At 50.3% G+C, this 12,599-nt stretch carries 8 protein-coding genes; 2 read left to right on the top strand and 6 right to left on the bottom strand.

All coding sequences use genetic code 11. From position 1 onward, the window contains the following. Window positions 1-40: 40 nt before the first annotated feature. Complete coding sequence (locus MJ611_RS20065; protein ID WP_250432237.1) at window positions 41-481, top strand: DoxX family protein; 441 nt, start codon at window positions 41-43, stop codon at window positions 479-481. A 1,074-nt stretch (window positions 482-1,555) separates the two neighbouring features. Further along, a complete protein-coding gene (locus MJ611_RS20060; protein WP_250432236.1) occupies window positions 1,556-3,307 on the top strand; it encodes a M14 family metallopeptidase in 1,752 nt (583 codons plus the stop codon). A gap of 114 nt (window positions 3,308-3,421) precedes the next feature. Here MJ611_RS20060 and MJ611_RS20055 read toward each other — a convergent pair whose 3' ends face one another. From MJ611_RS20055 to nuoK, 6 genes are all read right to left on the bottom strand, one after another. Beyond that, window positions 3,422-3,637 (bottom strand): hypothetical protein, encoded by a 216-nt coding sequence (locus MJ611_RS20055; RefSeq protein WP_250432235.1) that lies wholly within the window; start codon window positions 3,635-3,637, stop codon window positions 3,422-3,424. A 199-nt stretch (window positions 3,638-3,836) separates the two neighbouring features. After that, the gene (locus tag MJ611_RS20050) at window positions 3,837-5,729 is read right to left on the bottom strand and encodes an amidophosphoribosyltransferase (RefSeq protein WP_250432234.1); all 1,893 of its coding nucleotides are present in this window, start codon (window positions 5,727-5,729) and stop codon (window positions 3,837-3,839) included. 7 nt (window positions 5,730-5,736) lie between these two features. Continuing rightward, a complete protein-coding gene (locus MJ611_RS20045) occupies window positions 5,737-7,251 on the bottom strand; it encodes an NADH-quinone oxidoreductase subunit N (RefSeq protein ID WP_250432233.1) in 1,515 nt (504 codons plus the stop codon). 156 nt (window positions 7,252-7,407) lie between these two features. Beyond that, a complete protein-coding gene (locus tag MJ611_RS20040; RefSeq protein ID WP_262921729.1) occupies window positions 7,408-9,156 on the bottom strand; it encodes a complex I subunit 4 family protein in 1,749 nt (582 codons plus the stop codon). 57 nt (window positions 9,157-9,213) lie between these two features. After that, window positions 9,214-11,394: an NADH-quinone oxidoreductase subunit L gene (gene nuoL / locus MJ611_RS20035; protein WP_250432232.1), complete on the bottom strand. Its 2,181-nt coding sequence runs from the start codon at window positions 11,392-11,394 to the stop codon at window positions 9,214-9,216. 888 nt (window positions 11,395-12,282) lie between these two features. After that, window positions 12,283-12,597: an NADH-quinone oxidoreductase subunit NuoK gene (gene nuoK, locus MJ611_RS20030; RefSeq protein ID WP_262921728.1), complete on the bottom strand. Its 315-nt coding sequence runs from the start codon at window positions 12,595-12,597 to the stop codon at window positions 12,283-12,285. Between the last annotated feature and the right edge of the window lie 2 nt (window positions 12,598-12,599).

The following is a 12,599-nucleotide window of genomic DNA, read 5'->3' as shown; positions in this document are numbered from 1 at the left end:
TATTTTGCGTTATTAAGCAGAAATACGTAACATTGCTCCTATGGCAATATTACGATCCCGCTATAATTATCAGGACCTGGGGCTGTTCCTGCTCCGCGTTGGCATAGGTATTATGTTTGTTCTTCATGGCTGGCCTAAATTAACCGGCGGCCCCGAACGCTGGGCCAAAGTAGGCAGCAACATGCAACTGTTAGGTATCGATTTTATGCCGGAGCTCTGGGGCTTTATGGCTGGATTTGCAGAGGCCATTGGCGGTATGCTGCTGGTTCTGGGCCTGTTTTTCCGCCCGGTGTGCCTGCTGCTGGTAATTACGATGATGGTGGCTACCCTTCGCCATATCACAGCAGGTGATGGTTTTGGTGGCTACTCGCATGCACTGGAAGCTGGTATTCTTTTCTTCACTTTGATGCTCATTGGCCCCGGCAAGTACAGCCTCGACCGCGCCCTCTTCCCCCCTGCCATCAACCGCAGTACTTTTTAAGGAAACAAATTTATAAGATATGTTGAAGGCAGAAGGTTACTCTTCTGCCTTTTTGTTTGACCTCACCCTTTGAGGAATTATAAATTACGAATGATGAATTATGAATGGGAGGTGCTACTATATTTTTCTGTTATCTCGACTACACTTGATGCGAGAGCTAAAAAGAGCCAACGTAGCTGTGAGAGATCTGAATCAGGATTTACAGGATTTTATTTAATGAACAGGATTTACCCACCCCCTCTTAATAGAAAATGCTGCTAAGTTCTAAAGTTACCGGCGCGAATTTCCGGGTTCGTGACTTACGCTGGTGTTGCGTCTCTGACTCAACTGGCCCACAGGGACAGGAGAGTTTACCATCTCCTACTGTCATTTCGACGAGCGGGAGAAATCTGATACAGACAACGTATAAATACACCCCTACCCCTCTCAAGAGGGGAATTTTCGGCTTTCGAGAAGTTAAGGTTATACTTTCATATTTGCGGTGATCCAACCACCCCTAACCCCTCCTTGTCTCAGGAGGGGAATCTGGCTACTGCTTTACTTCAAGTTTAAGTTTCATGGCACAAGTACAAATACCTCCCTACCCTCCTCAAGGAGGGAGTTTCTGCTTTTGCTATACTTGAAAGTAAGAGTTTCATAGCTGCTGCAAATCATCCCCCTGCCTCCTTCAAAGGGGGACTCGGTTGAAGTTGCATAGCCGCTTACGAAGCAGTGTCGTTTCCAGTCCTTGGGTTGAGCGCCTTCTATTGTTGCGGTGCTGAGCTTGCTCAGCAGCCCGCAGCGGAGCGAGGAGCAGCTTCAATAGACAGCGCGATACCCGAGGACGAGGCCCTGCGGCCCTGAGCGCTCGGAGAGAAACTATGAAAGTATAGGTGAGTAAGACTAAGGAGTACAGCTATCTACGAAGCAAAGGCTTGCCAGCTTCACAAGTATAAACCTTAGCTAAAAGTATCTCTCGCTGAGCTCAAAAAATTGATTTCAGGCATTACCATACATTACTGAAAATCCACCTCCTCCTACCATTTCTAAACAGAAATAACTAACATTACAACCTCATCACCCTAACACAAACCAATGCTTACTACTTTACTCCTAGCTGCTCTCCTCACCACGGGAACACCCGGAAAAGATGACCTGAAAACACCGTATGAAAAAGGAAACGGCAACCAGACAGCTACCTACCAGGAAGCTATCGACTGGTACCGCAAACTAGACGAGGTATACGACGAGGTAAAAATGGTGCCCTACGGCTATACCGACTCGGGCCGATTGCTGCACCTGGTAATCGTTTCTACTGACAAGGACTTCGATCCGGCTTCCATCAAGCAAAAGAATAAGCGCGTGCTGCTGATTCAGAATGGCATTCACCCAGGTGAGCCGGAAGGTATAGACGCCACCATGATGCTAGCCCGCGATTACCTGCAGGACAAGAACAAGCGCAAGCAACTGGATAACGTGGTGCTGGCCATCATCCCAGTTTACAACATCGGCGGCGCCTTGAACCGCAACAGCCACACCCGCACCAACCAAAACGGCCCGGAAAGCTACGGCTTTAGGGGAAATGCCCGCAACCTAGACCTTAACCGCGATTACATCAAAACCGACTCTAAAAACGGGCAGCTGTTCCACCTCATTTTCCGCGACTGGGACCCGGACGTGTTCATGGACAACCATACTTCCAACGGCGCCGATTACCAGCACGTGATGACACTGATCGCCACGCAGCACAACAAGCTGAATCCTACCTTGGCAGGATATCTTCAGAAGAAAATGTTGCCTGCCCTGTACGACGGCATGAAAAAGGATAAATTTCCGATGGTGCCCTACATGAACACCGTGGATGAGACACCGGACAAAGGCATTACAGGTTTCATGGAGTCGCCGCGCTATGCAACAGGTTATACTGCCCTGTACAACACCATTGGCTTTGTGCCCGAAACGCACATGCTTAAGCCTTTCGACCAGCGTGTGAAGGCAACCTACCAACTCATGGAGAACATGATCGAAACGGTTAGCCGTGATGCAAAAGAAATAGGCGAGATCCGGGCCAAAGCAAAGCAGGAAACGCTGGCGCAAAAAAGTTTCCCCCTCGACTGGAAGCTGGACACGACAAAAGTGGAGCAGATCCCATTCCTGGGCTATGCCGCCAAGTATAAACCCAGCGAAGTGAGCGGCCTTGAGCGCCTGTACTACGACCGCAAGGCGCCTTATTCCAAGAACATCAACTACTACAACACTTTCACGCCGACCACTACCGTGCAGAAGCCGGTGGCTTATGTTATACCGCAGGCATGGCGCGAAGTGATCGAGCGGCTGAAATTGAACAAAGTGGAAATGCGCCAGCTTAAGCGTGACACCACCCTCACCCTCGACTCGTACTACATCACCGACTATAAAACAGGGCAGCGTCCGTACGAAGGGCATTACTTACATAACAGCGTGCAGGTGGAGACGCGTACCATGCCACGCCAATTTCTGAAAGGCGATTACGTAGTATACCTGAACCAGGAGTCTGCCCGCTTTTTAGTGGAAACGCTGGAGCCGCAGGCCGTAGATTCCTACTTCAACTGGAACTTCTTCGATTCTATCCTGATGCAGAAAGAGCATTTCTCAAGCTACGTGTTTGAAGACTTGGCTGCCGAGATACTGAAGAAAAACCCGGACCTGCGCCAGCGCCTGGAAGAGCGCAGAAAAAAAGACCCGGAGTTTGCCAAAAGCGCACGCGCCCAGCTCGACTTTGTGTACCGCAACTCGCCACACTACGAGCCAACCCACAACCTGTACCCGGTAGGCCGCCTGATGCAGGATGTGAAGCTGCCGCTTTAGTGTCCGGATAAACTTTAAAGTATAAAAGCCACCTTAGCAGGTGGCTTTTATACTTTAGACCAACTGCAAGATCAGTGGCATTACAGAACAATCACCAGTTACACCTGCACCATATCAGACTTTTTTATGCGGATGATGTTCTATAACTTCTTTAAAGATCGTCCCTCCTATTGTTCCCACAAATACGCCAAGGAGTACCCCGGTCACAATATCTGCACTGGTAATCGTATCTCCGGCAATCAGGTAACCTATCAAACCACCTAGAATAGCGTAAAAAATTATTGACCACCTGTACCCGATGGGGAAGAGAAACTTTGCGAGCGTTTTCATTTTTTGATTTTAACAGATCACAACCAATCTATCTCAAGTCAGGACTTATGACGGGCATAAGTATACATGCTGCAGAGGGCAACTTAGAATAGTCTAGTATAGGTACGTGTTATCGGCAGCTTAAGTGCTAATGCAACAGCAATAAAAAAGCCTGCCCCGGCAAACCGGAGCAGGCTTATAAAATAATTTATACTTTTGATTAGTAGGCTCTTATAGCCTTGTTTTCTACAAAGTTCATGAAGGCGCGGTTCACTACTCTGGTTCCGCCTGGGGTTGGGTAGTTGCCTGTAAAGTACCAATCGCCTTTGTGGTTCGGGCAGGCCAGGTGCAGGTCTTCGATGGTCTGGTAAATGACCTGTACTTCTGCATGCACGTCCGGCGCTTTCACAATTTCTGATACTTTCGCAGAGATCTCATCGGCCGTGAACAGGTCGTATAGTTCTTTCACAAAGTTGGTCTGCTTAAAGGCTTCTGTGCCTTCTGTGGCCACACATTTATCGTATACTTCTTCTACCTTAAAGTATAAGCCACGGTCTTTGAGCAGCTCCAGCATGGCACGGAAGGCCACAAACTCCTTCACGCGGCTCATGTCGATGCCGTAGCAATCTGGGTAGCGGATTTGCGGGGCGCAGGATACGATGATGATCTTCTTTGGCTCCAGCTTATCGAGCATTTTGATGATACTCTTCTCCAGCGTAGTACCACGGACAATCGAGTCATCCAGCACCACCACCGTATCGATCCCTTTCTTCACTACCTCATAAGTCGTGTCGTACACGTGCGTTACCAGGTCGTCGCGGTTGTTGTCGTCTGTGATAAATGTGCGGAGCTTTACGTCTTTGATTACCAGCTTCTCGGCACGCGGCTTAAACTGCAGAATCTCGTCGAGTTGCTCTTCGGTAAGTTGCTGGTTAAGTATGGCTTTCTTGCGGTAGGTACGCAGGTAATCTTCAATGCCTTTCATCATACCCAGCCAAGAGGTCTCGGCAGTGTTAGGGATGTAAGAGAAAACCGTATTTTTAAGGTCGTAGTTAACGGCTTCAAGTATCTGGCGGCACAGACGCTTGCCCATGTTCTTGCGCTCTTCGTAAATCTCCGGGTCGTTGCCTCTGGAGAAGTAAATACGCTCGAAGCTGCAGGATAATTTCTGGCGTGGTTCCAGTATCTCTTTCAGCGATGGATTTCCCTCTTTGTCAACTATAAGCGCATGGCCCGGTGTGATCTCTTTAATAGCAGCATAATCCACGTCAAAAGCAGTTTTGATAGCCGGTTTTTCCGAAGCGATCACCACTACTTCATCATCAATATAATAATAAGCCGGGCGAATGCCATTCGGGTCACGGACAACAAAGGATGCGCCGTAACCTGTTAATCCTGCCATCGCATAACCACCGTCAAAGTCCTTGCAGGCACGCTTCAACACGCGCTCCAGGTCCAGGTTTTCCTCGATCAGGTTGGTTATTTCTTTGTTGGTAAACTCGTGTTTATAAGACTCGAACAGCTCCTGGTTTTCTTCGTCCAAGAAGTGGCCGATCTTTTCTAAAACAGTAATGGTGTCGGATTTTTGTTTCGGGTGCTGACCAAGCTCTACCAGTTTCTGGAACTGCTCTTCTACGTTGGTCATGTTAAAGTTACCGGCTACAGCCAGGCTGCGGCTGCGCCAGTTGTTCTCACGCACCATCGGGTGGCAATTGTCTACGCTGTTTACGCCATGCGTACCGTAGCGCAGGTGGCCCAGGTAAACATCGCCCAGGAAAGGCATGTTATTCCAGACCCAGTTAAGGTCTTCAGCTTTTTCCGGGTTACTTTCCTTCAGCTCCTTAAACTCTTTGCCGATCTTGCCGAAGATGCTGTCGATGGCGCGGGTTTTAACAGAACGGAAACGGCTGATGTATTCCATGCCCGGGCCGGCATCTATTTTTATACTGGCAACGCCTGCCCCGTCCTGCCCCCGGTTATGCTGCTTCTGCATGAGCAGGAACAGCTTGTTAACGCCGTACATGGGCGTGCCATACTTCTCAACGTAATACTCAATTGGTTTTCGGAGCCTGATCAAGGCTATACCGCATTCGTGTTTGATTGAATCGCTCATGTTGCTGTTAAAGTGTCTGTGCAAGTAACGTTTCGATCCAGTGCAGCAGCAGGTCGGGCTTAAAGAAGAGGACCAGCAGCGGCAACGCGAAAAATCCCAGCAGCAGCTTATTCGACAGTGAAATAACTAAATTTTCTGCAGTTTGATTCCTTTTAAAGAAAAGGTAGTACGGAATCCTGATATAATAAAATAGTGCCACCCCGGTGAGCAGAATTCCCACGACCAGTAAGACCAGCAGCATCCCCTGGTTTGTGGCCGTGTAAGCCTCCCACACATTGCTGAAAATAAGCAACTTGCCCATAAAGCCAGCCAGCGGCGGCAGTCCTGTTAAAGACAATAAGTATAAAAGAGCCATCATGCCCAGGTAAGGGTACAGGCGGCCGAGGCCTTCAAAATTTTCCAGCTGCTGCACCCCAAGCTCCTCTTCTGCAATCTGCAGGAACAGGAAAATGCCAAAGTTCATGAACAGCAGCACCGTAAGGTAAAACAGCACACCGGACGTATAATTGGTGCCAAAAGCCAGCAACGCCATCAGCAGGAAACCGGCATGTGACACCGATGAATAAGCCAGCAGCCGGCGTGGCGTGCGTTGCCAGAGCGCCGTAAAATTTCCAATTGCCAGTGTAGCCAGGGCAGCTATACCCAGAAACAGGGTGATATCTGTAAATACCCCAGCTAAGGTCGGATCGGCGAAAGCGGCCACAAAGCGAAGTATGATGATAACGCCTGCCATTTTTGGTCCGGTCGAGAACAGCGCCACGATCGGCATGGGTGCTCCCTGGTATACATCCGGTATCCAGAAATGGAACGGTGCGGCAGATATTTTAAAGAAGAAGCCTGCAAATACCAGTATGGCCGCCACTGTCACCAGCAAAGCATCGGCCTGCAAAAGTGACTGCCAGAAATTACCCTCGGTATAGCTAAGCGAGCCGGTCAGGCCATAAAAGAACGACATTCCGTAAAGCATGACACCCGCTGAAAGCGTACCATAAAGTATATACTTCAGACCGGCCTCTACGGAGCGTTTGTTGTCTTTTAAAGTAAGCGTCAGGATATAGGAGGCGATGGATACCACCTCAATGGCCAGGAACACCATCAGCAGGTTGATGGATTTGGCCATCAGGTTGAGGCCCAGCACCAGCATCAAAATCAGCGCATAGTACTCGCCACGGCCTTTCTCCAATTTTTCAAGTTGCCTGTTCTGCAGCGAAAGCAGTATGGTAAAGATACCGGCCCCGCTGAAAAGTATACCTGCAAAACGTGCCAACCCGTCGGAGCGCAGCAGGTTCAGGAACTGCACGCCTCCGGAAGTATAACCACCTAGGATCTGGATGATGAGCGTAGCGAAAAGCCCTGTTGCCGCAAGCCAGGGCAGCAGCTGTTTTATACTTTTAGACTTGAACAGATCAAGGGTAACGAGCAGCAGGAAGAACCCGGCCAGCAGCAGCTCGGGCAGCAGCGAACCGGCACCCGCTATAATGGCATTGATCGATTCGGATAAAGTAGCTGCCTGTTCGTTCACTTGTTAATTAGATTCTTTTTGCTGCTCCGGATTTGTATTCCGAAGCTAAATTAATTGCGGATTTGCAGTCCGCTGTTTGTTATGGTTGCTGCCTTAGCAAAGCGGATTACAAATCCACTGATATTATACTTCCGGATTGCAAATCCGAAAGAGCACTTACCTTCTCATCGAAGATAAAACCATATGCAATTGCTCCTGCCCGTTCTGCAGCACCAGTTCGGTAAAACCGGTAGCAGTAACGCCAATCTTATCGAGCAGCAGGTGCGGGAAAATACCGAACAGTAGCGCAAGTATAGCCAGCGGCACCAGCATCAGGTATTCTCTGGCATTCAGGTCGGTAAGTATGGCTTTTTCGCGCAGCTCCGGGAAGATCCAGTACTTGCCAAAGAACATGCGCTGTAAGGCCCACAGGTAGTAAGCCGCCGCCAAAAGCAAGCCAAACACGGCTACTATCGTGAGCCAGCGCGGCAGCAAACCCGTTACCTCAGGCGCACTGAAGCCGCCTACCAGTACCAGCAATTCCGATATAAAGCCAGAGAAGCCCGGTAGGCCCAGCGAAGCAAAAAAAGCGATTACCACGAAGGTCGTATAAGCCGGCATGCGTTTGGCCAGACCACGGAAGTTTAAGATCATGCGGTCGTGGGCGCGGTCGTAAATAACACCCACTACCAGGAAGAGCATCGCCGAGATAATGCCGTGGCTGAACATCATGTAGATGGCTCCGTTCACGCCTTCGGCTGTCAGCGAAGCAAGGCCCAGCAACACAAAGCCCATGTGCGATACCGAGGAGTAGGCAATCAGCTTTTTCAGGTCGTTCATGGCCAAGGCGCACAAGGCCCCGTAAATGATCGAGAGCACGCCCAGGCCACCGACCAGTACCGAGAAATAAGCGCCAGCATCGGGGAAGATCGGGTACACAATGCGGATCAGACCATAGCCACCTACTTTCAAAAGTATGGCTGCCAGCAGCACCGAAATAGGCGTTGGCGCCTCTACGTGCGCATCGGGCAACCAGGTATGCACCGGCACCGAAGGCACTTTTATAGCGAAGCCGGCAAACAGCAGCAGGAAAGCAATAAAGCGCAGCGGCAGGTCCCACAGCACCGTTCCTGATAATACATGCAGCAGGCTACCCGGTATAAAGTTGGCCGGCTCCATCATAGCCGGAATGCTGAAGGTGCGCACCATTTCGGCGCTGTTGATGGTATTCTGCTGCAGCAGTTGCTGTACCTGTGCGATCGCATTGGCATTTATAGCCGTTCCTTTTTCAAGCAAGCCTAACTGTGCAGCCGTCGCCGCCGGATCGATCACCGAAGTATACAGCCCGATCATCACGATCAGTATGAAGAGCGAACCTACTAAAGTATAAATGAAGAACTTAATAGCTGCGTATTCGCGTTTCGGGCCGCCCCAGATACCGATCAGGAAATACATTGGCAGGAGCATGAACTCGAAGAACAGGTAGAACAGGAAGAAATCCAGTGCCAGGAAACAACCCATCACGCTCGTCATGAGCAGCAGGTAGAGCAGGAAATATCCTTTTACATTCTTTTTGATGGTCCAGGAAGAGATAACGCCGATAACCCCGATAATGCCCGTGAGCAGCACCATACTGATGCTTACACCATCCACCCCTACAAAATACTCGATCTGAAACCGCCCCAGCGTGCCCAGCGAAAAATTGATCCAGTTTAGCTTCTCCACAAACTGGTAGCCCTGCTGCCCGTTGGAAAGCGCAGCGCCATCGAACCGGAAGTATAAAAGTATGGCCAGCCCCATTTGCACCAGCGTACCCAGCAGCGCCACCGCCTTCATCGGCTTTTGCAGGCGTATGGGCATCAGCAGCACAACAAGCGCCGCCAGCAAAGGTGTAAAAATAAGGCCAGAGAGTATAAAGTCGTTCAAGAGTTCTGAGTTACGAATTACGAGTTCTTTTTCTGTAACACCCTGCGAAATTAACTATCAAAACAGGACGATGTATAGGATAATCAAAATAAATCCGAAAAGGGAATAGGCGTAGTAGCTCTGCACTTTGCCGTTCTGCAGGTTGCGGCCAAACCGCCCGATCACCTTTGCCAGTGCCCCGATCAACCACACCGTTCCGTCTACCACCAGCCTGTCGAACCAGCCTATGATCTTCGAGAGCACGACCAGCCACTTGCTCCCGTAGTTCAGGGTAAAGTCGATCACCCGCTTGTCCACACGGTAAAGCGTAGTGGCCGTCCACAGGGCTGGCTTTACAAATATCGTGTTAAAGAAAGTATCGAGGTAAAAGTGGTTGAAAGAGATCCTGCCAAAAGCACCGCGCGGTTCTTCATGCAGCAGCGCTTCCGCAGGCTTGTTTTTATACTTGCCCACTGCCAAACCTACACCTGCTACTCCAAGTAAGGCTGAAAGAACACCGATCATCAGATGTGCGGTATGATTGACCTCGTCCCGCGCGGCTACAGCCTGCAATAACTTGTCGGAGAGCAGAGCACCTTGCGTGGCCAACGCCTCTAATCCAACGCCACGCATCACCCAACTACTGTTAAAGCTAAGCGGGTTGAGCGAGAAGAAAATTCCTAAAGAAAGTATAGCCAGCAGAACCACCGGCACCGCCATCACGCTTTCTATCTCTTTTTTAGCGGATACCCGTACGGCCTGCGCCTCGAAAGGAGCCCGGAAGCTGCCGAAGAACATAAACCACATGTGGCGGCCCATGTAAAAAGCCGTAAGCAACACCACTGTAAAACCTGTAAGTGGAACAGCAAAGTATAAACTGTTGCCGTTGGCACTCATGGTCTGCGCCCAGGCCCAGCTGCCGGAAAGGATGGCATCTTTGGAAAGGAACCCGGAAAACAAGGGCAAACCTACGAGCGCGGCTGCCGCCAGCAGGTACGTATAAAAGGTAAGCGGCATCACCTTGCGCAGCCCACCCATATTGCGGATGTCCTGCGGATTGACGTAGTCGTGCCCGTGGGTGTGGTGTGCCGCGTGATGCATGGCATGTATGATGATACCGGCATTGAGGAACAGGGCAGCCTTGAAGAACGCGTGCGTGGTGAGGTGAAAAAGCGACGCATCGTGTGCGCCTGTGCCCATGCCCATCACCATATAACCCAATTGCGAGATGGTAGAGAAAGCCAGCACCGCTTTGATGTCGTGCTGCGTGAGCGCTGCCAATGCACCGATTAGGGCCGTAATGGCGCCCACAATGGCAATAACGGTAAGCGCATCAATGGTAAAGAATGCATAGCAACGCGCCAGCAGGTACACGCCTGCCGCCACCATGGTAGCCGCATGTATGAGCGCCGACACCGGCGTAGGTCCCTGCATGGCATCGGGTAACCAGATCTGCAACGGAAACTGCGCTGACTTGCCCACACAACCCATAAACAAACCTAATCCGGCCAAAGTCAGCAGCAGCGGAGTCAACTCCAGCAGCCAAGGCTGTCCGTTTAAAGTATAATCAAGTATAAAGTTATTGGCTGTCCATTCACCGGCTCCGATCAGTGTGCGCAGTACTTCCAGGTCGAAGGTGCGGAAGTAGGTATAAAAGGCAAACAGCCCCAGCAGCAGGCCGATGTCCCCTACCCTGTTCACGAGGAATGCTTTTTTGCTGGCAGCAACTGCAGTTGGACGGTCGCACCAAAATCCGATCAGCAGGTAAGACGAGAAGCCCACCAGCTCCCAAAAAACAAACAGCAGGAGCAGGTTATCCACCAGCACAATTCCCAGCATGCTAAAGGTAAACAGCCCGAGGTAAGCAAAGTAGCGGTTGTAGCCTTCATCGCCGTGCATATAGCCCACCGAAAACAGCTGCACCAGCAAAGAAATGAAGGTGACAATCACCAGCATCAGCACTGTGAGGTTATCCAGCAGGACACCGGCCGTAAAATCAGCAACTATACTAGAGGGCAGGCTAAACCAAATGCTGCGGCTATGAAAGGTAGTGGTATTCCAGATTTGAGAGAAGAGGTAAACGGATAAAGCAAGTGCCACTCCCGTTACCCCAATGGCCAGCCAATCACCCTGTCGCGGCAGGCGCTTACCGAAGAAGTATAAAACCAGAAAAGCCAGCAGGGGCAGCAGCAGCACTACCAGGGCAGTAGTGGTTTCGGGCGTGCCAGCCAGCGGCTTTAATAGTTGGGTAAGCTCCAAGTTTGGTTGTTGTTTCAGTTCTGTGCCTTAACAGGAGCCAAAGTTAAGTATATTGGTTAAATTTTATACTTATAGTTTTGCTTCAATCCGTTGCTGTAAATAAAGCGACAGCAGTTCTTCTGTCATTTCGAACGGTAGTGAGAAATCTTACTCTCTAGGCGAGGTTTACACTTACAGCAAGCTTTTGCTATCATAGCTACCTTTCTTCCTCAGTCTTACAAAGGCTATTGTTTCATTTCATACTTTGGTGCGCTCACGGCCGCGGGGCCTCGTCCTCGGGCATCGCGCTGTCTAGCTTTCCTTTGCTACCCTTCGGTCGCAATGCCTTGCAGGCACCGGAAACCCAGAAGGCGCTCAACCCAAGGACTGGAAACAGTTCGATAGCTGCTGACTATGCAACTGGAACCGAGTCCCCCTTTGAAGGGGGCAGGGGGATGACCAACAGCAGCTATGAAATTTATACTTCCATGTAAAGCAGTGTCAGAGCTCCCCTCCTTAGACTAGCGAGAACGCGAGTTAGAAGCTAGCGAGCGTAGCTCTGAGGGGTAAGGGGTGGTTGGATCACAGCAAATATGAAAGTATAACCTTATCTATACCAAAGGCCAATTCCCCTCTTGAGAGGGGTAGGGGTGTGTTTATACGTTGCCTGTATCAGATTTCTCACAGCTACGCCTGCTCTTTTCGGCTCTCGCCTCAAGAGTAGTCAAAATGACAGTAAGAGATGGTAAACTCTCCTGTCCCTGCAGGCCAGTAGAGCTAGAGCCCCAACAACACTGTAAGTCATGAAACTGGAGATTCGCGCCAGGAATATACTTTAGCAATTAAAGTGTATGGGTTCTGGAGAAACAAACCCAACTCGAGACTCAGAACTCGAGACTCAGAACTCTATTACCTGTTCTCCTCGCTTACAATTTCGCTCAAGTTGGCCGTTTTGAAATGCTGGTACACGCGCAGCACGATGGCCAGGGCGACGGCAGCTTCGGCAGCGGCGACTACAATGACAAACAGTGAGAAAAGCTGCCCCTGTAAGAGCGATGGATCATAGCGGCTGAAGGCGACCAGGTTCAGGTTGGCAGCGTTAAAAATCAATTCAATACCCATCAGCACCACCACTGCATGGCGTTTAGTAATCACAGCCAGTATGCCCAGACTAAAAAGGGCGGCACTCAGGAGTAAAATATGCTCTAACGGAATCTGCTCCATAC

It is taken from the genome of Pontibacter ruber (genome assembly GCF_023630205.1).
Lineage (GTDB): Bacteria > Bacteroidota > Bacteroidia > Cytophagales > Hymenobacteraceae > Pontibacter > Pontibacter ruber.
Note: the sequence above shows the minus strand (reverse complement) of the source record. Positions and strands in the feature narration are given on the sequence as shown.

Bases quoted from the DNA above. Each gene is read 5' to 3' on its own strand.
- nuoK (WP_262921728.1), bottom strand. From the start codon at position 12,597: ATGGAGCAGATTCCGTTAGAGCATATTTTACTCCTGAGTGCCGCCCTT.
- MJ611_RS20065 (WP_250432237.1), top strand. From the start codon at position 41: ATGGCAATATTACGATCCCGCTATAATTATCAGGACCTGGGGCTGTTC.
- MJ611_RS20050 (WP_250432234.1), bottom strand. From the start codon at position 5,729: ATGAGCGATTCAATCAAACACGAATGCGGTATAGCCTTGATCAGGCTC.
- MJ611_RS20055 (WP_250432235.1), bottom strand. From the start codon at position 3,637: ATGAAAACGCTCGCAAAGTTTCTCTTCCCCATCGGGTACAGGTGGTCA.
- MJ611_RS20060 (WP_250432236.1), top strand. From the start codon at position 1,556: ATGCTTACTACTTTACTCCTAGCTGCTCTCCTCACCACGGGAACACCC.